The sequence below is a fragment of the Azohydromonas sediminis genome (assembly GCF_003574675.1).
Taxonomy (GTDB): Bacteria; Pseudomonadota; Gammaproteobacteria; order Burkholderiales; family Burkholderiaceae_C; genus Calidifontimicrobium; species Calidifontimicrobium sediminis.
The window spans coordinates 15441-36431 of sequence record NZ_QOAZ01000004.1; the positions used below are offsets into that span (position 1 = coordinate 15441).

General features: G+C 74.3%; 14 protein-coding genes and 1 pseudogene. 8 read left to right on the forward strand and 7 right to left on the reverse strand.

All coding sequences use genetic code 11. From position 1 onward, the window contains the following. Window positions 1-107: 107 nt before the first annotated feature. Window positions 108-1091 carry a magnesium transporter gene (locus DRV96_RS03570; RefSeq protein ID WP_119287841.1) on the reverse strand — a complete coding sequence of 328 codons (984 nt, stop codon included), beginning with the start codon at window positions 1089-1091 and terminating at the stop codon, window positions 108-110. A 123-nt stretch (window positions 1092-1214) separates the two neighbouring features. Here DRV96_RS03570 and DRV96_RS03575 point away from each other — a divergent pair, with 123 nt between their 5' ends. From DRV96_RS03575 to DRV96_RS03590, 4 genes are read left to right on the forward strand one after another with little or no spacing between them, the layout of a single operon-like run. After that, window positions 1215-4301 (forward strand): cation-translocating P-type ATPase, encoded by a 3087-nt coding sequence (locus DRV96_RS03575; RefSeq protein ID WP_119287843.1) that lies wholly within the window; start codon window positions 1215-1217, stop codon window positions 4299-4301. Further along, window positions 4298-6409, forward strand: a complete 2112-nt coding sequence (locus DRV96_RS03580) for a P-type ATPase actuator domain-containing protein (RefSeq protein ID WP_162910931.1) — start codon at window positions 4298-4300, stop codon at window positions 6407-6409. The genes DRV96_RS03575 and DRV96_RS03580 overlap by 4 nt, the downstream gene beginning before the upstream one ends. Window positions 6410-6433: 24 nt before the next feature. Beyond that, window positions 6434-6919 carry a hypothetical protein gene (locus DRV96_RS03585; RefSeq protein WP_119287848.1) on the forward strand — a complete coding sequence of 162 codons (486 nt, stop codon included), beginning with the start codon at window positions 6434-6436 and terminating at the stop codon, window positions 6917-6919. Between the two features lie 34 nt (window positions 6920-6953). Continuing rightward, on the forward strand, window positions 6954-7181 hold the full coding sequence (locus tag DRV96_RS03590; RefSeq protein WP_119287850.1) for a hypothetical protein: 228 nt from the start codon (window positions 6954-6956) through the stop codon (window positions 7179-7181). Window positions 7182-7191: 10 nt separating this feature from the next. On the opposite strand, the gene DRV96_RS03595 is transcribed toward DRV96_RS03590, so the two are convergent. Next, window positions 7192-9924, reverse strand: a complete 2733-nt coding sequence (locus DRV96_RS03595) for a cation-transporting P-type ATPase (protein ID WP_119287852.1) — start codon at window positions 9922-9924, stop codon at window positions 7192-7194. 167 nt (window positions 9925-10091) lie between these two features. On the opposite strand from DRV96_RS03595, the gene DRV96_RS03600 reads away from it, so the two are divergent. Then, window positions 10092-11132, forward strand: coding sequence for a sodium:calcium antiporter (locus tag DRV96_RS03600; RefSeq protein WP_119287854.1), 1041 nt, complete (start codon window positions 10092-10094; stop codon window positions 11130-11132). A gap of 15 nt (window positions 11133-11147) precedes the next feature. On the opposite strand, the gene phnE (DRV96_RS03605) is transcribed toward DRV96_RS03600, so the two are convergent. From phnE (DRV96_RS03605) to DRV96_RS03625, 5 genes are all read right to left on the reverse strand, one after another. Continuing rightward, the gene (phnE, locus tag DRV96_RS03605; protein ID WP_119287857.1) at window positions 11148-11960 is read right to left on the reverse strand and encodes a phosphonate ABC transporter, permease protein PhnE; all 813 of its coding nucleotides are present in this window, start codon (window positions 11958-11960) and stop codon (window positions 11148-11150) included. Continuing rightward, entirely contained in the window at window positions 11957-12766 is an 810-nt protein-coding gene (gene phnE / locus DRV96_RS03610; protein ID WP_119287859.1) for a phosphonate ABC transporter, permease protein PhnE, read from the reverse strand. The genes phnE (DRV96_RS03605) and phnE (DRV96_RS03610) overlap by 4 nt, the downstream gene beginning before the upstream one ends. Beyond that, window positions 12763-13587 (reverse strand): phosphonate ABC transporter ATP-binding protein, encoded by an 825-nt coding sequence (phnC, locus tag DRV96_RS03615; protein ID WP_119287861.1) that lies wholly within the window; start codon window positions 13585-13587, stop codon window positions 12763-12765. The genes phnE (DRV96_RS03610) and phnC overlap by 4 nt, the downstream gene beginning before the upstream one ends. A 10-nt stretch (window positions 13588-13597) precedes the next feature. Beyond that, window positions 13598-14545 carry a phosphate/phosphite/phosphonate ABC transporter substrate-binding protein gene (phnD, locus tag DRV96_RS03620; RefSeq protein ID WP_119288111.1) on the reverse strand — a complete coding sequence of 316 codons (948 nt, stop codon included), beginning with the start codon at window positions 14543-14545 and terminating at the stop codon, window positions 13598-13600. 84 nt (window positions 14546-14629) lie between these two features. Continuing rightward, complete coding sequence (locus DRV96_RS03625; protein WP_119287863.1) at window positions 14630-17326, reverse strand: cation-translocating P-type ATPase; 2697 nt, start codon at window positions 17324-17326, stop codon at window positions 14630-14632. Between the two features lie 58 nt (window positions 17327-17384). On the opposite strand from DRV96_RS03625, the gene DRV96_RS03630 reads away from it, so the two are divergent. The 3 genes and pseudogenes from DRV96_RS03630 (at window position 17385) to DRV96_RS18340 (ending at window position 20986) form a co-directional block, all read left to right on the forward strand. Continuing rightward, window positions 17385-18287, forward strand: a complete 903-nt coding sequence (locus tag DRV96_RS03630; RefSeq protein WP_119287865.1) for a universal stress protein — start codon at window positions 17385-17387, stop codon at window positions 18285-18287. A 161-nt stretch (window positions 18288-18448) separates the two neighbouring features. Beyond that, window positions 18449-18997, forward strand: a pseudogene (locus DRV96_RS18525) (patatin-like phospholipase family protein); the annotation flags it as partial. A 528-nt stretch (window positions 18998-19525) separates the two neighbouring features. After that, window positions 19526-20986, forward strand: a complete 1461-nt coding sequence (locus DRV96_RS18340) for a GntP family permease (RefSeq protein ID WP_210756964.1) — start codon at window positions 19526-19528, stop codon at window positions 20984-20986. The last annotated feature ends 5 nt before the right edge of the window (window positions 20987-20991 follow it).

Consider the following 20991-nt stretch of genomic DNA (forward strand, 5'->3'; position numbering starts at 1 on the left):
CGGACGCGGAAGTTACCGGATAGTTCAATATTTGTACTTAACAGTCACATAGTGACCACATGGTACGTGCGGAATTGCACGTACCCGGCCGCCGGGCTTCGGACGCGCTACAGCACGACTGCCGACACGCACGCGAAGTAGATGACCAGGCTCAGCACGTCCTGCACGATGGTCGCCAGCGGCCCGCTGCCGTAGGCCGGGTCGGTGCCCAGCCGCGCGAGCGCCCACGGCAGCATCAGCCCGAGCACGGTGGCCAGCGCGCTCGCGCCGGCCAGCGCCAGCCCCACCGCCGCGGCCAGCCGCGCGTCGCCGAACGCGAGCCACACCAGCGGCCACGCCGCGAGCGCGAGCACCAGGCCGATCAGCAGCCCGGTGCGCAGCTCGCCGCCGAGCAGCCGCGCGACGCCGATGCGGCTGAGCGACAGCCCGCGCACGGCCACCGCCTCGCTCTGCGTGCCGATCGCGTCGGCCAGGTAGACCAGCGCCGGCACGAAGAACGCGATCGCGGGCACCGCGGCCAGCGCGGCCTCGAAGCGGCTGACGACGAAGGTCGCGACGATGCTGCCGCCGAAGCCGACCAGCAGCCACGGCAGCCGGTGGCGCGCGCGGCGCAGCGGCGGCTCCTCGAGTGCCTCGACAGCGCGTTCGGTCTCGCGCGAGATGCCGGCCAGCCGGTGCAGGTCCTCGACGTGCTCGCGGCGCAGGATGTCCATCAGCGCGGTTGCACCGGCCACGCCGAGCAGGTGGCCGGCCGCATCGACGACCGGCACGGCCGAAAGGCCGTGCTCGATCGCCAGCGACACCATCTGCTCGCGGTCGGCATCGGCGCGCACGACCGGCAGGTCGAGCCGCGCGAGCGTGCGCACGCGTGCGTCGTCGGCGCTGGCGAACAGCCGTGCCGTCTCGACGCTGCCGACGAGCCGCCCGACGTCGTCGACGATGCAGACGATTTCGCCGGGCGGCAGCGCCGCCTCGCGCGCTCGCGCGCGCACGGCGCCGACCGACTCGTCGACCGTGGCGACGAGCCACGGCGGCTCGATGTGGGCGGCGGCGACGTCGAGGTGCGCGCCGGTGGACTCGATCGACGCCATCGGGCGTGCTCCAGGCAGTGGGGTCGCGCCGATTCTGCGTGCGCGGCGACGGCAGACGGTGGCACAGCGGCGGGGTCGGCTGTCACGGAACCGTCATCCTGTCTCCCTACCTTGAGGGGTCAGATGGGAGAGGAGCGGATCGACATCGTCGAGGTCGGGCGCGGCCGGGGCTGGGTGCGCGTGCGCGTGCGAGGACTGCTGCGCAACGACGCGCTCGCGGCGCGGCTGCATCCGCCGCGCGAGGCCCGCTGGACGGTGAGCGCGGCCACCGGCACGGTGCGCCTCGAGACGGCCGACGCCGCACTGCAGGCGCAGTGGCTCGCACTGATCGCGCGCGCGCTGCGCGCCGGCGTCGCGGCGCGGGCGCCCGCGCCGATGCCCGCGCTCGCGGCGGTGGGCGCCGCCCCGCCAGCGCGCGACGGGGCGCCGCCGCGGCGCGCTGCCCGGGCCGCGGCGGCGTCCGCGGTCCAGGCGGAGGCGCCAGAGGGCGTGCTGACGCTCGCGCGAACGGCGCGCCGTGCGTCGGCGCCGCCGCCGGCGGCGGGCGTGGCCGACGGCGAGCCGCCGTGGCACGCGATGCCGCTGCCGGCGGTGCTCGCGCTGTGCGGCGAGCCGCACCGCCCGCTCGATCCGGCGCGCGGACTCTCACCCGCGCAGGCCGCGCAGCGCCTCGCGCGCGACGGGCGCAACGAGATCCGCGACGTCACCGGCCGCAGCGCCGGCGAGATCCTGCTCGACCAGTTCACGTCGGTGCCCGTCGGTCTGCTCGGCGTCTCTGCCGGGCTCGCGCTGTCGACGCGCGCGTTCGCCGACGCGGCGGCGATCGGGGCCGTGCTGGCGGCCAACGCCGGCCTCGGCTTCGCGACCGAGAAGCGCGCCGAGGAGACGGTGTCGAGCCTGCGCAAGCTCGCGCCGCGGCAGGCCACCGTGCTGCGCGACGGCCAGCCGGTGTCGGTCGACTCGCGCGACGTCGTCGTCGGCGACGTGCTCGTGCTGCAGCCGGGCGAGCCGGTGGCCGCCGACGCGCGCGTCGTCGAGGCGCACCGGCTGGCCACCAACGAAGCCGCGCTGACCGGCGAGAGCCTGCCGGTCAAGAAGCAGGCCGGCGACGCGCTGCCGGCCGACACGCCGCTGGGCGAGCGCAGCAACATGGTGTTCCTCGGCAGCGTCGTCTCGGGCGGCGTCGGGCGCGCCGTCGTCGTCGCCACTGCCGAGCGTGCCGCACTCGGGCGCATCCGCGAGCTCGCGCAGAAGGCCGAGGCCCCGCGCACGCGGCTGCAGGTCGAGCTCGACCGGCTCGGCCGCCGGCTCGCGATCGGTGCGGCGCTGCTGTGCGTCGGCGTGTTCGCGGTCGGCGCGCTGCGCGGGCGCGCGCTGATGCCGCTGCTGCGCACCGCGGTGTCGCTCGGGGTCGCGGCGATCCCCGAGGGGCTGCCGACGGTGGCCACCAGCCTGCTCGCCGCGGGCATCCGCTCGCTGCGCGACCGCCAGATCTATGCGCGCCGGCTCGACGCGATCGAGAACCTCGGCGCGATCGACACCGTGTGCTTCGACAAGACCGGCACGCTGACCGAGAACCGCATGCGCGTCGCGTCGCTGACGGTGGGCACCGAACTCGTCGCGCTCGACGAGGCGTCCTCGCCGCCGGCGCTGCCCGACGCGTGGCTGCGCGTCGCGGCGCTGTGCAACACCGTCGAGCACGCCGACGGCGGTGACAGTGCGAACAGCGGCACACCGCGCTGGCAGGGCTCGGCGACCGAAGTCGCGATCGTCGAGTACGCGCAGGCGCGCGGCGCCGACATCGACGCGCTGCGCCGCCGCCACCCGCTGCTCGGCGTGCGCCAGCGCAGCGAGCACCACCCGTACATGGTCACGCTGCACGACAGCGCGCACGGCCTGCTGGTCGCGGTCAAGGGCCGCCCTGACGAGGTGCTCGCGCGCTGCGAGAGCTGGTTCGACGGCCGTGCGGTGCAGCCGCTCGCCGACGACGTGCGGCTCGCGCTGTTCGGCCTCAACGAGCGCATGGCCGCGCGCGGCGAGCGCGTGCTCGCGCTCGCGGTGCGCGAGCAGGCGAGCACGCGCTACGGCGAGACCGGCGGCCTCACGTGGTTCGGCCTCGTCGGCCTCGCGGACCGGCTGCGCCCGGGGCTGCCGCAGATGATGGCGCGGCTGCGCGCCGCCGGCATCCGCCCGCTGATGATCACCGGCGACCAGCTCGGCACCGCGCGTGCAGTGGCCGAGCGCGTCGGGCTCGCCGACGGCGAGCGCATCGTCGACGCCGGCCAGCTGCCCGAGCAGGCCGAGCGCCTGCACGATGCCGTCGAGCGCGCGAGCGGCTTCGCGCGCACCAGCCCGGCGATGAAGCTCGAGATCGTGCGCGCGCTGCAGCAGCGCGGCCACGTCGTCGCGATGACGGGCGATGGCATCAACGACGGCCCGGCGCTGAAGACGGCCGACGTCGGCGTCGCGATGGGTGTCACCGGCACCGACTTCGCGCACGCGATGAGCGACCTCGTGCTGCGCGACGACCACCCGGCGGCGATGCTGACCGCTGTCGAGGAAGGGCGCACCGCGTTCCTGAACATCCAGAAGTCGGTGCGCTACCTGGTGGCGACCAACCTCAGCGAGCTCGCCGCCACCGCGGTCGCGGTGGCCGCCGGCGCGCCCGAGCCGTTCGAGCCGCTCGCGCTGCTGTGGACCAACATCGCCACCGACATCTGGCCCGCGATCGCGCTCGGCCTCGAGCCGCCCGAGCCCGGCGTGCTCGAGCGGCCGCCGGTGTCGCTGCGTGAGGGGCTGCTCGACCGCCGCGAGTGGGGCGCGGTGGCCACCGACGCCGGCGTGATGACGCTCGCGTCGCTGGCGAGCTTCGGCGTCGGGCTGGCACGCTACGGCGCGAGCCCGCAGGCGCGCACGATGGCCTTCATGACGCTGACCGCGTCGCAGCTGCTCTATGCGCTGGCCGCGCGCTCGCAGCGCCCGCTGCTGGGCGGGGGCCTGGCGCGCAACCGCATGCTCGAACATGCGGTGGGCTGGTCGCTGCTCGCGCAGGCCGGCACCGTGCTGTGGCCGGCGGCGCGCCGGCTGCTGCGCACCGCGCCGATCGGCGTGGCCGATGCGCTCGTCGTTGCCGCCACCGCGGCGCTGCCGCTGCTGGTGCGCGAGGCGCTGAAGATGCGCGCCGCGCGCGGTGCGGGGGCTGCGCCGTGAGCGTCGACGTGCTGCACGAGACCGCGACGCGGCTGCGCGCCGCGTGGCCGGCGCACGCCGACGCGGCGACGCTGCGCTCACGCCTCGAGACGCTGCCCGGCGTGCAGTCGGTGCGCGTCAACGCGACGCTGCGCTGCGTCGTCGTGCACCACGACGGCTTGCCCGGCACGCGCGCCGCCGTGCTCGAGCGGCTCGCGTCGGTCGGCGAGGCGCCGCCATCGACGGGCCGCCGCGCGCACGCGACGCCGGCAGCGTCGAGCGTCGCGTGGACGCCGGCGCTGCTGTCGCTCGCGCTGCCGCTGCTGAGCGGCCGCTGGCGCGCCGGCGGCGCGCTCGCGGTGATCGCCGCGCGCTCGCTCGCGCAGCGCGAGCAGCTCGTGCGCGATCCGGCCGCAGTGCTGCTCGACGCCGCGTCGCAGACCGCGGCCGCGCTGTCGGGCCACCCGCTGGTGGTCACCGCGTCGGTGGCGGCGCGCACGCTGTCGGAGGCGCTGTCGGCGCGCCTCGTCGCGCAGGCCGACGACCTGCTGCGCCACCTGCTGCCCGTCGAGGCGGCCCGCTACGCGGCGCGCCGCGTCGGCGAGCGCGCCTGGCAGCCGCTGCCACCCGACGCGCTGCGCGCCGGCGACCGCGTGCGGCTGGCCGCCGGCGACGTCGTGCCCGTCGACGGCCGCGTCGTGCGCGGGCGCGCGACGCTCGTCGCGACGCTGCACCACGGCAGCGGCGCGCCGCGCGCCGTCGCGGCCGGCGAGCCGCTGGCCGCCGGCGAGCAGCTGCACGACGGTGCGCTCGAACTCGTCGCCGAGGCCGATGCGGCCGGCTCGCGCCTCGAGCGGCTGCGCGCGCACCTGCGCCACGCGGCGGGGGCCCGCGACCCGGCCGGGCGGCTCGCGCCCGAGATCGAGCGGCTCGTGTCGCTGCCGCTGACCGGCGCCGCGCTCGTGATGGGGCTGACCGGCGACGCCAGCCGCGCCGCCGCGATGCTGCAGGCCGACCCGCAGCAGGGGCTGGACCTCGCGCTGCCGCTGGCGCGCGAAGCGGCGCTGTACACGCTCGCGCGCCAGGGGCTGCTTGCCGGCGGGCTCGAGGTGCTCGAGCGCCTCGCGGTCGCGCCGACGCTGGTGCTGCAGGACAGCGGCGTGCTCGCGCGCGGGCGCTGGCGCGTCGCCGCGGTGCGCACGGCGCGCGGCGTCGACGCCGCGACCGTGCACGGCTGGCTCGCGCGGCTGGCCGCGGCCGGCGACGCCGACACCGATGCCGACGATGGCGTGCGCACCGAGGCACCGAGCGTCGCCGACGCCGTCGTGCGCCGCTGGTGGCGCCACGGCGCGCTGCTGCCCGACGTCGGTGGGCGCGAGCTGCACCTGGCGTCGCCGGCGCGGCTGCGCGAGGTCTGGCGGCTCGAGCTGCCGCCGCTGCCGGCCGCCGTCGACGGCCTGCAGCGCACGTTCGCGTTCGTGCAGCGCGGGCGTGTCGTGGCGCGCGTGACGCTGGCCAGCGACTGGCGCGACGGCGCCGCCGCGCACCTGGCCGCGCTGCGTGCGCTGGGCTTCGAGCGCATCGCGCTGCTGCCCGAGGCCGACGACGTGCCTGCGGCGCCGCTTCACGGCGACGCCGCCGGCGTCGAGTGGATCGACCCGCGGCGCGCGCCGCGCGACGAGTGGTTCGCCGACGCGGTACGCGACGGCCGCCCGCTCGTGCTCGCGCACACCGTCTGGCGCGACCTCGTGCCGCCGGGCAGCGTGAGCCTGTGCCCGGTCGACGCCGATGCCGGCGCGCACGGCGTGCTGCTCGGCGACCCGCTGGTCAGCCTGGTCGCGGCGCGCCGGCTCGCGCAGGCGGTGCACCGCCGGCTGCGCCGCCAGCAGGGCGCAGCGGTGGCCGCCAACGCCGCGCTGATGACGGCCGCCGCGCTGCGCTGGCTGCCGCCCGAGGCCACCGCGCTGCTGCACCACGGCTTCGTGTTCGCGCTGCTGTTCGACAGCCTGCGCATCGAGGCGCTCGATGCCTCGGGCACGCGTTCCGCCGCCGCGCCCGCCCCGCCGTCGCACGACGCCACCGATGCCCCGGCGCGGTCCGACGACCGCGCCGTTCCCGCCGTTTCCTGATCCACGACCTCGAGGAACCCCCCCATGAAGATCGAACACCTCGGCGCCGCATTGATCGGTGCCGCCGTCGGCACCGTGCTCGGCTTCGTCGCCGGCGCCGCCTACGCCCGCGACCCGCAGGCGGTGCGCCGCACGACGCAGCGCGTCGTGCGCGGCGCCGCGCAAGGGCTCGAACAGGCGACGCTGATCGCGGCGCAGGCGCGCGAGCACATCGCCGACCTGTGGGCCGAAGCGCGCGAGGAAGCGCGCGCCGAGGTCGATGCGCGCGACTTCGCGCGTGCCGCCGCGGCGGCCGCTGCCGCAGCGCCGAGCGCTGCCACCCCTGCGGCGGCCGCTGCCGCCGCGCCGCGGGGCCGCGCGTCGGCGGCGGCCGCGCCCGTCAAGACGCCTGCCAAACGCGCGGCCAAGACGGCGCCGCGCGCGGCCAAGACGGCCGCGGTGCGCAGCCCGCGCGGCAAGGCCGGCGCCGCCCCGGCGGCCGAGCCGACCGGCGGCGCGCCGGCGGCATGACCCGTCGTGCGACCCACGTCCCCGGAGGCCGACCATGGAATCGATCGCCCAGCGCATCCACGCCCTCGCGCCGATCGGCGTGCCCGTCGAACTGCCCGCTGCCGGCACCTGGCTCGAGAACCCCTTCGTCTACGACGCCGCGGCGCGCGAGATCAAGGCGCTCACGCGCGACGGCTGCACCGAGATCGTCAGCGAGCGCCACGCGCACACGAGCGACGGCGAGCCGATCGTCGTGCACCTGGTGTTCAAGCGGCTGTGCTGAGCGGTGCGGCTCAGGCGCGCAGCGCGCCGAGCCGCCGCAGCAGCGTCTTCTCGAGCTCGAGCACGACGAGCAGCGCGACGCCGACGGCGACGATCGCGGCGCCGGTCGCCAGCGCGAGCGCTTCGGTGCGAAACAGCGTCTGCATGAACGGCGCGTAGGTGAACGCGAGCTGCAGCACGAACACGCCGGCCACCGCGGCGAGCACGCGCGGCGTGCCTTTGACGCCTTGCCACGTGAACGACGGCGCCTTCAGGTAGCGCACGCTGAACAGGTAGAACACCTCCATGCACACGAGGGTGTTGACGGCCACCGTGCGTGCGGCCTCGACGCTGGCGCCCTGCGCGAGCGCCCACTCGTGCATGCCGAAGATGCCGCCGAGGAACAGCGCGGAGACGAACACGATGCGCCACACGAGAAAGCGCGACAGCAGCGGCTCGTCGGGTGCGCGCGGCGGGCGGCGCATCACGTCGGGCTCGGTCGGCTCGAACGCGAGCACCATCGCCAGCGCGACCGAGCTGACCATGTTGACCCACAGGATCTGCGCCGGCAGGATCGGCAGCGCGACGCCTGCGAGCACCGCGACCAGCAGTGCCATCGACTCGCCGCCGTTGATCGGCAGCAGGAACGTGACCGTCTTCTTCAGGTTGTCGTAGACGGTGCGCCCTTCCTCGACGGCGTGCGCGATCGACGCGAAGTTGTCGTCGGCGAGCACGACGGCACCGGCCTGCTTGGCCGCCTCGGTGCCCTTCATGCCCATCGCGACGCCGACGTCGGCCTGCTTGAGCGCCGGCGCGTCGTTGACGCCGTCGCCGGTCATCGCGACGATCTCGCCGTTGGCCTTCAGCGCGCGCACCAGGCGCAGCTTGTGCTCGGGGCTCGCGCGCGCGAACACGCGCGTCGTGCGCACGACCTCGCGCATCGTCGCGTCGTCCATCGCCTCGAGCTCGGGGCCGGTGACGGCCTGCAGGCCCTCGCCCATGCCGAGCTGCGCGGCGATCGCGCTGGCCGTCACGCCGTGGTCGCCGGTGATCATCACGACGCGGATGCCGGCCGCGGTGCACTGCGCGACCGCCTCGATGGCTTCCTCGCGCGGCGGGTCGATGATGCCCACCAGCCCGAGCAGCGTCAGGCCCTGCGCGACGTCGGGGTGGTCGAGGTCCTCCTTGCCGGCGGGGAAGGGGCGGCGCGCGAGCGCGAGCACGCGCCGGCCAGCGCGCGCCTGCGCCTCGATCTCGGCGTGCCAGCGCGCGGCGTCGAGCGGTTGCTCGCGGCCCTGCGCGTCGAGCTCGGTCGCGCACATCGCGAGCACGCGCTCGGGCGCGCCCTTGACGAGCGCGACCGTGCCGCCGTCGGCGGCGTGCAGCGTGGCCATGAAGCGGTGCTCGGACTCGAACGGGATCACGTCGGGCCGCTCGCGCTCGACCTTCAGTTCCGCCGGGTTCAGCCCCGCCTTCATCGCCAGCGTCAGCAGCGCGCCCTCGGTCGGGTCGCCGGCCAGCGTCCAGCGGCCGTCGGCCTCGTGCAGGCTGGCGTCGTTGCACAGCGCGGCGACCTCGACGAGCGCGGCCAGCGCGGGCGCACGCTCGGCGAGCGCAGCCGGCTCGAGCACCGCGCCGTCGAGCTTGAGCGCGCCTTCGGGCGCGTAGCCGGCCCCCTCGACGTCGACGGTCTGGCCGGCGCACACGACCTGCTGCACCGTCATCTCGTTGCGCGTGAGCGTGCCGGTCTTGTCGGAGCAGATCACGGTCACCGAACCGAGCGTCTCGACGGCGGGCAGGCGGCGGATCACCGCGTGGCGCTGCGCCATGCGCTGCACGCCGATCGCCAGCGTGATCGTCATGATCGCCGGCAGTCCCTCGGGGATCGCCGCCACCGCGAGGCCGACCGCGGCCATGAACACTTCGACTGCGGGCATGCCGCGCACGAGCAGCCCGAACGCGAACAGCGCCGCCGCGGCGGCGAGGATCACGAAGGTCAGCGTGCGGCCGAAGCCGGCCATCTTGGCCAGCAGCGGTGTCGTGCCCTGCTCGACCGACTCGAGCATCTTGCCGATGCGCCCGATCTCGGTCGCGTTGCCGGTGGCGACGACGACGGCACGCGCCTGCCCCTGCGTGACCAGCGTGCCGGCGTAGCCCATGCACAGGCGGTCGCCGATCGCGGCGTCCTCGGCCACCGGGTCGACGCGCTTGTCCACCGGCACCGATTCGCCGGTCAGCGCCGCCTCGTCGACGCGCAGATTGCGCGCCTGCAGCAGCCGCACGTCGGCGGGCAGGCTGTCGCCCGAGGCGAGCAGCACGACGTCGCCGGGCACGAGCTCGGCGGCGTCGACGTCGTGCTGGTGGCCGTCGCGCAGCACGACGGCGTGCGGCGACAAGAGGTGCCGGATCGCCTGCAGCGCGCGCTCGGCCTTGCCTTCCTGCACGAAGCCGATCACGGCGTTGAGCACGACCACCGCCAGGATCACGCCGGTGTCGACCCAGTGCCCCATCAGCGCCGTGACGACGGCGGCGGCCATCAGCACATACAGCAGCAGGTTATCGAACTGGCGCAGCAGCCGCACGAGCACGCCCGGCGGCTCGACCTCGGCCAGGCGGTTCGGGCCGTAGCGCTCGAGCCGCTCCTTCGCCTCGGCAACGCTCAGGCCGTGAAGCCGCGACTGCAGTGCGCGCAGCGTGTCGTCGGCGCTGCGGGCGTGCCACGGCAGCGGCGAGGCGCCGTCGAGGGCGGGCGGAGGATCGGCCATGGTGGGGGGATCGGACCGGGGGCTGCGATGCGGGTCGGCGCTGGCGTTGGCGGCGTCGCGGGACACGTCGATCGGGCAGGGTAACCTATCCGGATGACGCGCCTGCCAGCCGCCGAGCGTTCGCTACACGGGTGCAGCACTTCAGCCATCACCCGCCCGGCCGAAGCATGAACGGCCTCGCGCTCGCGTGGGCGGTCTTCGTCTTGCTCGCGCTGGTGATCGGCGTCGCCGGCTACACGCTGACCCGCGAGGCCGACGCGATCGCCGACGCGCTCGCTCTGTCGCGCACGTGGATCGGTGTCACGCTGGTGGCCAGCGTGACCTCGCTGCCCGAGCTGGCCAGCGGCATTTCGGCGGTGACGGCGGCCCAGGCGCCGGACATCGCGGTGGGCAACGCGCTCGGCGCGTGTGCGGTCAACCTCGCGTTCCTCGCCGTCGTCGACCTGCTCGTGCGCGGCAACCCGCTGTACCGGCAGGCGAGCCAGGGCCACATCCTCGGCGCGGCGTTCGGCGTGCTGATGTTCGGCGTCGTCACGGTCGCCATCCTGCTCGGCGACGCGCAGCGCCGCGCGGGCGACGCGACGGGCGGGCTCGACGCCGTGCTGCCGGGCTTCGGCGTGGCCACGCCGGTGCTGCTCGCACTGTACGTCGTGGCGATGCGCACGGTCTTTCTGCACGAGCGCGACGGCGCCTCGTCGCCACCGGCCGGGTCCGACGGCGGTGCGGGCGCGCGGCTGCGCGTGCACGCGGTGCGTTTCGCGGTCGCGGCGCTCGTCGTGCTGGTGGCCGGGTCGCGGCTGCCGTTCGCTGCCGGTGACGTCGCGCAGGCGATGGGCTGGAGCGGCAGTCTCGTCGGCACCGTGTTCGTCGCCCTCGTGACGACGTTGCCCGAGATGGCGGTCACCGTGGCGGCGATCCGCCTGGGCGCGCTCGACCTCGCGATCGGCAACCTGCTGGGCAGCAACCTGTTCAACGTCGCCGTGCTCGCCATCGACGACATCTTCTACCCCGGCGCGTCGCTGCTGGCCGAGGTCTCGATCGCGCACGCGACGACGGCCACCGTCGCCGCGGCGATGACGGGGCTGACCATCGTCGGCCTGTACTACCGGCCGCAGCGGCGGCTGCTGCGCGCGGTCGGCTGGGTCAGCCTCGGCCTGCTGGCGCTGTTCGCATTCAACGTCGCCTCCGTCGCCCGCCACGGCGGCTGAGGGCCCCGGCGGCGCTCAGATCAGCTGCCGCCGCACGCGCGCCGAGACCCACTCGCTGACGACGACGGTGGCCAGGATGGCGATCAGCAGCATCGTCACCTTCGGCCACGCCAGCACGGCCAGCGCCGCCTCGAGCTTGACGCCGATGCCGCCGGCGCCCACCAGGCCGAGTACGGTCGACTCGCGGATGTTGATGTCCCAGCGGAACACCGTGATGCCGGCCAGCGTCGGCGCGACCTGCGGCACGATGCCGTAGGCCATGACCTGCGCCGGCGCCGCGCCGGTGGCCTCGACCGCCTCGACCTGGCGGGCGTCGATCTCCTCGATCGCCTCGTACAGCAGCTTGCCGACGAAGCCGATCGAACGCAGCGCGATCGCGACGATGCCGGCCAACGGCCCCGGGCCGACGATCGCCACCAGCAGCAGCGCCCAGATCAGCGAGTTGATCGAGCGCGACGCGACGATCACCAGCAGCGCCAGCGGCCGCACGACGGCCACGCTCGGCGTCGTGTTGCGCGCGGCGAGGAAGGCCACCGGCGTGGCGATCACGACGCCGAGCAGCGTGCCCAGCGTGGCGATGTTGACTGTCTCCCACAGCGGCGCCAGCAGCTCGCGCGTGAAGGCCCAGTCGGGCGGCACCATGCGCGAGCCGATGTCGGCCGCCTGCTTCGGCGCGTCGGTGACGAAGGCCCAGATCGTGTCGGCCGTCATGACCTGGAAGCACCACGAGACGAACGCCAGCGCGAACACCCAGCCGGCAAAGATCGCCAGCTCGGCGCGCGGCGCGCGCTTGCGCCAGACGGCGTGCGCCGCGGTCGACGCGCTCATTGGATGCGCCGGCGCAGCAGGCCGGAGGTGTACTCGGCCACCATCACGATGGCGATGATGACGAGGATCACCGCGGCGGCCGACCCGTACTCGTAGCGGTCCATCGCCGTGTTCAGCGTGTCGCCGACGCCGCCGGCACCGACGATGCCGATCACCGCCGACTCGCGGAAGTTGATGTCGAGCCGGTACATCGACAGCCCGACGAGGCGCGGCGTGACCTGCGACAGCACGCCGTAGTCCAGGCGCTGCCAGAACGTGGCGCCGGTGGCGCGCAGCGCGTCGAGCTGGTCGGGGTCGATCTCCTCGATGTCCTCGGCGAGCAGCTTGGCCATGAAGCCGATCGTCGCAAAGGTCAGCGTCAGGAACCCGGCGAAGGGCCCGAAGCCGAACATCGCCACCAGCAGGATCGCGACGATGATCTCGTTGAGCGTGCGCGCGACCGCGACGAAGGCGCGGCACGCGAGGTAGATCCAGCGCGGCGCGAGGTTCGTCGCCGCGCCGACCGCCACCGGGATCGAGAGCAGGACGCCGACCGCGGTCGAGGTCACCGTCATCGTCAGGCTCTCGGCGAAGCCGCGCTGGATGTCGGGCCAGCGCGACGTGAAGTCGGGCTGCGCGAAGGCGGCGACGAAGGCCGCGCCGCGCTCGAGCCCCTGCACGACGCGCGTCCAGTTGACCTCGAGCGATCCGACGCCGACGACGAGGTAGGCCAGCGCCCCGAGGATCAAGGCCCAGCGCCAGCGGGCGTCGGCGATGAAGGGCGGGCGGCGCCAGGCGCGCGCCGCCGCGGTGGCCGGTGCCGTCATGCCGCCTCGGCCTCGAGCTCGGCGTCGAGCGCCGCGCCGCGCGTGCGGCGCTGCGCGTGCAGGCGCTGCGTGATCGCGCTCCAGTCCTCGTCGCCGTAGATGCGCGTGAGCACGGCCTGGTCGACCTGCGCCGCTGGCCCGTCGTAGACGACCTCGCCGGCACGCAGCCCGACGATGCGTGGCAGGAACTCGGTGGCGAGCACGACGTCGTGGATGTTGACGATCGCCGCCAGCCCGCGCTCGCGGCACAGGTCGAGGATCAGCCGCATGATCTGGCGCGAGGTCTTCGGGTCCAGGCTCGCGGTCGGCTCGTCGACGAGCAGCAGCTTCGGGTCCTGCATCAGCGCGCGCGCGATGCCCACGCGCTGGCGCTGCCCGCCCGACAGCGCGTCGGCGCGCTTGTTCTCCATGCCGGCCAGCCCCACGCGTTCGAGCAGCTCGAACGCCCGTGCGACGTCGGCGGCGGGAAAGCGCCGGAACCAGCTCGCCCAGAACCCGGTGTAGCCGAGCCGGCCCGACAGCAGGTTCTCCATCACCGTCAGCCGCTCGACGAGCGCGTACTCCTGGAAGATCATGCCGATGCGCCGGCGCGCGGCGCGCAGCTTCGCGCCACGCAGCGACGCGAGGTCGACGCCGTCGAGGCGGATCACGCCGCCGCTGGGCTCGACCAGGCGGTTGACGCAGCGGATCAGCGTCGATTTGCCGGCACCCGACGGGCCGATCAGCCCGAGCACCTCGCCGGCGCCGACGGCGAGCGACACGCCCTTGAGCGCCAGGTCGCCGGTCGGGTAGCGCTTGGTCAGCCCTTCGATCGCGAGCACGCTGCGGGCCTCACTTGCAGGCGTAGCTCACGCCCATCGCCTTGTCGATGTCGCGCACGACCTGCCAGTACTGCTTGTAGGTGATCGGCATGAACTTTTCCTGCGGCGGCTCGGACTTGTTGAACTCCTTGGCCAGTTCCGAGCCCTCCCAGTCGAACGAGAAGAACGCTTCCTTGACCTTGGCCGCGAGCTCGGGCTTGAGGTTGTAGACGTGGCCGTAGCCCGTGGTCGGGAAGGTCTGCGACTTGTAGATCACCCTGGTCTGCTCGGGCTTGACCGCGCCGCGCGCTTCCATCCGCACCTTCACCGAGTTGGCGATCGCACCGGCCGGGTAGTCCTTGTTCGCGACACCGAGGATGGTGTTGTCGTGCTTGCCGCTGAACACCGGCGTGTAGTCCTTGCCGGCTTCCATCTTGTACTGGTCGCGCAACAGTGCGGCCGGCGCCTTGTAGCCCGAGTTGGAGGTCTCGGCGCTGAACGCGAGTTTCTTGCCGCGGATGTCCTCGATCTTCTCGATGCCGCTGCCCGGGTACGTGATGATCTCCATCTCGTAGCCGAAGCGCCCGTCCTTGCTCGCCATCATCGCGAACGGGACGAAGCCGGCGCAGGCGACGGCCAGAGGGTTCGAGCCGGTGTTGAACCCGGCCACGTGCAGGCGGCCGGCGCGCATCGCCTCGATCTGCGCCGCGTTGCTCTGCACCGGGAAGAACTGCACCCGCTTGCCGGTGACCTTGGCCAGGTGCTGCACGAAGCCGTCCCACACCTTGGCGTAGACGGCCGGGTCCTCGACCGGCGTGTACGAGAACACGAGCACCGGCGGGTCGACGAACTCGGCCGGGTTGGTTGGCGGGTCGGCGACGAGGTCGCCGTCGGCGTCCTTGTAGCGGGGGTCCATCGCGAAGGCGAGCGCCGGCAGCAGGGCCGCGAAGGCGACGGTGACGAAGAGACGACGTTTCATCGAGGGCTCCATCGGATCGAGACAAAGCTGGCAGTGTTCTCGGCGCCTCATGACAGTTTCATGAACCCCTCGCCGGGCCGGGCTTTATCGCCGGCGTCGCCGAACGAGCTTGCGTGCCTCCTCGACCCACAGCACCAGGCTCGCGGCGGCGACCATCGGCACCAGGTCGGCCGGGGGGATCGGCACGGTGTGGAACAGCGCGTTCATCGGCGCCGTGTAGACGACGGCCCACTGCAGCGCCACGCTCAGCAGCAGCCCGCCGGCGAGCCAGCGGTTGCGCAGCAGCGCACCACCGAGCGAGGTCTGCGTGGCCGACTGGCAGTTGACGACGTTGAACCACTGACACATCGCGAGCACGGTGAAGGTCTCGGTGCGCACGACGTCGACGGGCGCGCCGGTCGCGAGCCGCCACGCGAACCAGCCGAAGGTCGCCGCCACGGCGGCGCTGGCCATCAGCACGATGCGCGCGAGCATCTCGCGGTCGACGAGGCGGTCGTCGCGCGGCACCGGCGGGCGCTGCATCTCGCGCCCGTGCAGCGGCTCCATCACGAGGTTCACCGTCAGCGTCGCCTCGGTGACGATGTTGATCCACAGGATCTGCACCGCCTGCAGCGGCAGCGGCAGCCCGGCGAACAGCGCCAGCAGCAGCACGACGACTTCGTCGACCGAGGTCGCGAACAGGTACAGGATGACCTTCTTCAGGTTCGCGTAGACGAGGCGGCCCTGTTCGACGGCGCCGACGATGGTCGCAAAGTTGTCGTCGGTGACGACGACCTTGGCCGCACTCTTCGCAACCTCGGTGCCGGTGATGCCCATCGCGACGCCGACGTCGGCGCGCGCGAGCGCCGGCGCGTCGTTGACGCCGTCGCCGGTCATCGCGACGACGTCGCCGCGCGCCTGCAGCGCCTCGACGATGCGCAGCTTCTGCGCCGGCACCACGCGCGCGAACACGGCCACGCGGTCGAGCGCCGCGGCGAGCTCGGCATCGCCCATGCGCTCGAGCTCGACGCCGTCGAGCGCGACGTCGCCGTCGCGCGCGATGTCCAGCTCGCGCGCGATCGCCAGGCCGGTGAGCTTGTGGTCGCCGGTGATCATCACCGGCCGGATGCCGGCGCTGCGGCACGCGGCCACCGCGGCGCGGGCTTCCTCGCGCGGCGGGTCGATCTCGCCGACCAGCCCGAGCAGGTGCGCGCGCCCGGCCAGCGCGCCGAAGCCGCCGTCGGCGTCGAGCGCGTCGTCGTCGACGCGCGCCACCGCGAGCACGCGCAGCGCGCGCGCGGCCATCGCCTCGGCGGCCGCGCGCGCCGCGTCGCGCTGTGCGGCGTCGGCGACGAGGCGCAGCACGGCTTCAGGGCTGCCCTTGACGAACACGGTGCGCGGCGCGCCGGGCAGCCGGTGGCGCGTGGCCATCAGCTGCGCCGCCGGGTCGAACGGCAGCTCGGCCTCGCGCGCAGCGCTGGTGCGCAGCGCGTCGAGGTCGATGCCGGCCTTGGCCGCGGCGACGAGCAGCGCGCCCTCAGTCGGGTCGCCGATCACGCTCCAGCCGGCGCGGCCCTCGCCCGGCGGTACGAGCCGTGCGTCGTTGTTCAGCGCGACGGCGCGCAGCAGCGCAGCGAGCGCCGGGTCGCGCGCATCGCACGCGCGGCCGTCGGCCGCGGTGAACGCGCCTTCGGGCCGGTAGCCGCTGCCGCTGACGGCGATGTCGCGCCCGTCGGGCAGCCACAGCGCGGTGACCGTCATCTCGTTGCGCGTCAGCGTGCCGGTCTTGTCGGCGCAGATCACCGTCGTCGAGCCCAGCGTCTCGACGGCGGCGAGCCGGCGGATGATCGCGCCGCGTGCGGCCATGCGCTGCATGCCCACCGCCAGCGCGATCGTCATCGCCACCGGCAGCCCCTCGGGCACCACCGACACCATCTGGCTGATCGCCACCATCAGCAGCTCGGCCAGCGGCACGCCGCGCACGACGCCCAGCGCGACGACGACGACGAACAGCACCAGCGCCGCGGCGACGAGCGTGCGCCCGAAGCGCTCGATGCGTCGCTCCAGCGGCGTCGGCGGCTCGACGGCGCGCTGTGTCAGCTCGGCGATGCGGCCGACCTCGGTCGCGCTGCCGGTGGCCACGACGACGGCAAGCGCGCGCCCGGCGGTGACGTGCGTGCCGGCGTAGACCATGTCGCAGCGGTCGGCCAGCGCGGTGGCCGCCGGCAGCGCGTCGGCGAGCTTGGCCACCGGTGCCGACTCGCCGGTCAGCGCGGCTTCGGCCACCTGCAGCTGCTGGGCATCGAGCAGCCGCGCGTCGGCGCCGACGGCATCGCCGGCGGCCAGCAGCAGCACGTCGCCGGGCACCAGCTCGCGCGCCGGCAGCACGCGCTCGGCGCCGCCGCGACGCACGCGCGCCTGCAGCTCGGCCAGCCGCCGCAGCGCGGCCATCGAGTGTTCGGCGCGGCCTTCCTGCAGTGCGCCGATCAGCGCGTTGGCGATGACGACGACGAGGATCACGCCGGCGTCGCCGAGGTGGCCGAGCACCGTGGCCAGCGCGGCCGCGACGAACAGCAGGTAGATCAGCGGGCTCTTGAACTGGCGCGCGAACAGCGCGAGCGCCGAGCGCCGCGGCGGCTCGGGCAGCGCGTTCGGCCCGTGCGCCTGCAGCCGGCGCGCGGCCTCGTCGTCGGCGAGCCCACGCTCGGGGTCGGTGCCCAGGCGCGCGGCCACGTCGGCCGCGTCGAGCGCGTGCCAGGGCGAGCCGGGCGTCGGCGTCGGTGTCGCAGGCGGGGGCGTCATCGGGCCGTGGGGCCGTCAGCGACTAACATGGGCCGACGCAGCCTTGCAGGAGACGACGATGAGCGACATCCGCCGCATTCTGGTCCATGTCAATGACAGCCCCCGCTCGCGCGAGGTGCTGCTGCTGGCCGCGCGGCTGGCCGCCGAGCACGGTGCCGAGTTGTCGGCGCTGTATGCCGTCGAGCCGCCGCCGCCGGGGGCCTACCTGACGCCCGAGGCGTCGACGATCGCGGCGCAGATGACGCTCGAGGCCGAGCAGGCGCGCCGCGACGCCGCCACCGCGCTCGTCGAGGCCGCTGCGCGCGACGCCGGCGTCGCGCTGCCGCTGTCGATCGCGCGCGGCGACCCGCTCGTGGCGTTGCTGCACGAGGCGCACACCGCCGACCTCGTCGTGCTCGGCCAGCACGACCCGAAGACCCCCGACGGCTGCGGTGCAGCGATGCACGGGCGGCTGATGATGGGCGCGGGCTGCCCGCTGCTGTTCGTGCCCTACGTCGAATGGGGCACGGGGCTGGCCGGCGGGCACGCGAGCTGCGGCCAGCGCGTGCTCGTCGCGTGGTCCGACAAGCGCGAGAGTGCGCAGGCGCTGCGCGACGCGCTGCCGCTGCTCAAGCGTGCGCAGCGCGTCGAGGTGGTGAGCTTCACGCACGCCGCGGCCGGCGACGAGATGGGGCCGCCCGAGTCGCTCGACGCCGTCGTCGCGCACCTGAAGCGCCACGGCGTCGAGGCCAGCGGCCACGTCTTCGTCACGCGCGAGCCGACGGTGGCCGAGCGCATGCGCCGCCCGTGGACGCCCGACGCGCCGGTGGCCGAGGCGCTGCTGTCGCACGCGGCCGATGTCGACGCCGACCTGATCGTGATGGGCGGCTACGGCCACAGCCGGGCGTGGGAACTGCTGCTCGGCGGCGTCACGCGCACGCTGTTGCAGTCGATGACGGTGCCGGTGCTGATGTCGCACTGACGGCGCGGCAACGGCGTCCCCGCGGCTGTCGTTTCGCCTTGGCGCCGCGGGGTCGCCAAGACCTTGCGGGGCGGCCGGCGTCGCGTGGCTGCTATGCTGCGGCGCAGCAATCATCGGTTTCGCGGTCCGGCGCGCGGTGCTGGCGGCGGGGCGACTCGGCCATGGGCAGCACCGCCAAGACGATCGATCTCGCACTGCAGGGTGGCGGCGCGCACGGCGCGCTGACCTGGGGTGTGCTCGACCGATTGCTCGAGGAGCCCGACCTGCACATCGACGGCGTCAGCGGCACCAGCGCCGGCGCGATGAATGCCGTCGTGCTCGCCGACGGCCTCGAGGCGGGCGGGCCCGAGGCGGCGCGCGCCGCGCTCGCGCGCTTCTGGAAGGCGGTCAGCGATGCTGCGCTCGCGAGCCCGATCCAGCGCAGCCTGTGGGACCGCCTCAGCGGCCACTGGAGCCTCGCGAACTCGCCCGGCTACGTCCTGATGGACCACCTGACGCGCGTGTTCTCGCCGTACGAGCTCAACCCGCTGAACCTGAACCCGCTGCGTGACCTCGTCGCCGCCACTGTCGACTTCGATCGCGTCAACCGCTGCACCGCGGTGCAGCTGTTCGTCACCGCGACCAACGTGCGCACCGGCCGGCCACGCATCTTCCGCCGCGGCGAGATCACCGTCGACGCCGTGATGGCGTCGGCGTGCCTGCCGCTGATGTTCCGGGCCGTCGAGATCGGCGGCGAGGCGTACTGGGACGGCGGCTTCACCGGCAACCCGGCGCTGTTCCCGCTCGTCGACGAGTGCGCCGCGCGCGACCTCGTGCTGGTGCAGATCAACCCCTTCTACCGGCCCGAGCTGCCGCGCAGCGCGCGCCAGATCATCGACCGCCTCAACGAGATCACGTTCAATGCCGCGCTGCTGAAGGAATTGCGCGCGATCGAGCTGCTGCGCGACCGCATCGAGGCCGAGGGCATCGAGGACGAGCGCTGGCGCGACATGCGGCTGCACCGCATCCACGGCGACGAGGATCTCGTCGCGCTCGAGCCGTCGAGCAAGCTCAACGCCGAGTGGGCGTACCTGTGCCACCTGCGTGACCTCGGCCGCGCACGCACCGACCACTGGCTGCGCCCGCCACAAGGCCGACCTTGGCGTGCGCTCGACCTTCGACCTCGGCTGGCTGCTCGAGGACAGCGTCAAGCCCGCCGGCGCGATCGCGACGCGCCGCTGCGGCAAGGAGGGCGGCGCGTGATCGGCCTGGCCGGCGTGCTGCTCGCGCTCGGCGCGCTGATCTGGCTCGCGTACCGCGGCGTCAGCGTGCTGCTGCTCGGTCCGCTGATGGCGCTGGTGGCGGTCGCGTTCGCCGCCGACACGCCGCTGATGGCCAGCTACACGCAGGTCTTCATGCCCGCGGCCGGTGCCTTCGTCGTGCAGTTCTTCCCGCTGTTCCTGCTCGGCGCGGTGTTCGGCAAGCTGATGGACGACAGCGGCGCCGCCGAGGCGATCGCGCAGGGCATCGTGCGCCGCCTCGGCGGGCAGCGCGCGATCCTCGCCGTCGTGCTCGCGTGCGCGGTGCTCACCTACGGCGGCGTGTCGCTGTTCGTCGTCGCGTTCGCGGTCTACCCGATCGCGGTCGCGCTGTTCCGCCAGGCCGACATCCCCAAGCGGCTGATCCCGGCGACGATCGCGCTCGGCGCCTTCACGTTCACGATGACGGCGCTGCCCGGCACGCCGGCGATCCAGAACGCGATCCCGATGCCGTTCTTCGGCACGACGCCGTTCGCGGCGCCCGGGCTCGGCCTCGTCGCCGCCGCGGTGATGTTCGGCCTCGGCCAGGCCTGGCTCGCGCGCCAGGCCGCGCGCGCGAAGGCCGCCGGCGAGGGCTACGGCGCGCACGACGACCGCCCGCCCGCGTTCGACAGGGACCAGCGCGAGCGCAGCGCCGGCGCCGGCTTCGACGCCGCGCTGATCGCGCCCGAGGCGCCGCCGCGCGGGCTGCCGCCGTTCGCGCTCGCGCTGGCGCCGATCGTCGTCGTGATCGTGCTGAACTACCTGTTCAGCGCGCACGTCATCCCGGCGCTCGACACCTCGTTCCTCGCCGAACCGCACTTCGGCGCGACGACGATCGACAGCGTGCGCGGCGTGTGGGCGATCATCGGCTCGCTGACGGTGGCCGGCGGGCTGCTCGTCGCGCTGTGCTGGCGCCGCTTCGCCGACCTCAAGCGCACGCTCGACGACGGCGCCAACGCGTCGGTGATGCCGATCTTCAACACCGCGAGTCTCGTCGGCTTCGGCGCCGTGATCGCGGCGCTGCCGGCGTTCGAGCTGCTCGTGGGCTTCGTCGAGGGCCTGGGCGGCGGCAACCCGCTCGTGTCGCTCGCGCTGTCGGTCAACCTGCTCGCCGGCATCACCGGCTCGGCCTCGGGCGGCATGAGCATCGCGCTGCAGGCGCTCGGCGCGCAGTACGCGCAGTACGTCGAGGCGGCGCAGGCCGCCGGCATCGCGCCCGAGGTGCTGCACCGCGTGACGACGGTGGCCACCGGCGGCCTCGACAGCCTGCCGCACAACGGCGCCGTCGTGACGCTGCTGGGCATCTGCGGGCTCACGCACCGCCAGGCGTACAAGGACATCTTCATGGTCGCGGTCGCGTTCCCGATCGCGGCGCTCGTCCTCGTCGTGACGCTGGCGACACTGTTCGGCGCGTTCTAGCGTCG

Excerpts from the sequence above, each read along its gene's own strand:
- DRV96_RS03570 (WP_119287841.1), bottom strand. The coding sequence starts at position 1,091 with ATGGCGTCGATCGAGTCCACCGGCGCGCACCTCGACGTCGCCGCCGCC.
- DRV96_RS03575 (WP_119287843.1), top strand. The coding sequence starts at position 1,215 with ATGGGAGAGGAGCGGATCGACATCGTCGAGGTCGGGCGCGGCCGGGGC.
- DRV96_RS03585 (WP_119287848.1), top strand. The coding sequence starts at position 6,434 with ATGAAGATCGAACACCTCGGCGCCGCATTGATCGGTGCCGCCGTCGGC.
- DRV96_RS03590 (WP_119287850.1), top strand. The coding sequence starts at position 6,954 with ATGGAATCGATCGCCCAGCGCATCCACGCCCTCGCGCCGATCGGCGTG.
- DRV96_RS03595 (WP_119287852.1), bottom strand. The coding sequence starts at position 9,924 with ATGGCCGATCCTCCGCCCGCCCTCGACGGCGCCTCGCCGCTGCCGTGG.
- DRV96_RS03600 (WP_119287854.1), top strand. The coding sequence starts at position 10,092 with ATGAACGGCCTCGCGCTCGCGTGGGCGGTCTTCGTCTTGCTCGCGCTG.
- phnE (WP_119287857.1), bottom strand. The coding sequence starts at position 11,960 with ATGAGCGCGTCGACCGCGGCGCACGCCGTCTGGCGCAAGCGCGCGCCG.
- phnE (WP_119287859.1), bottom strand. The coding sequence starts at position 12,766 with ATGACGGCACCGGCCACCGCGGCGGCGCGCGCCTGGCGCCGCCCGCCC.
- phnD (WP_119288111.1), bottom strand. The coding sequence starts at position 14,545 with ATGAAACGTCGTCTCTTCGTCACCGTCGCCTTCGCGGCCCTGCTGCCG.
- DRV96_RS03625 (WP_119287863.1), bottom strand. The coding sequence starts at position 17,326 with ATGACGCCCCCGCCTGCGACACCGACGCCGACGCCCGGCTCGCCCTGG.
- DRV96_RS03630 (WP_119287865.1), top strand. The coding sequence starts at position 17,385 with ATGAGCGACATCCGCCGCATTCTGGTCCATGTCAATGACAGCCCCCGC.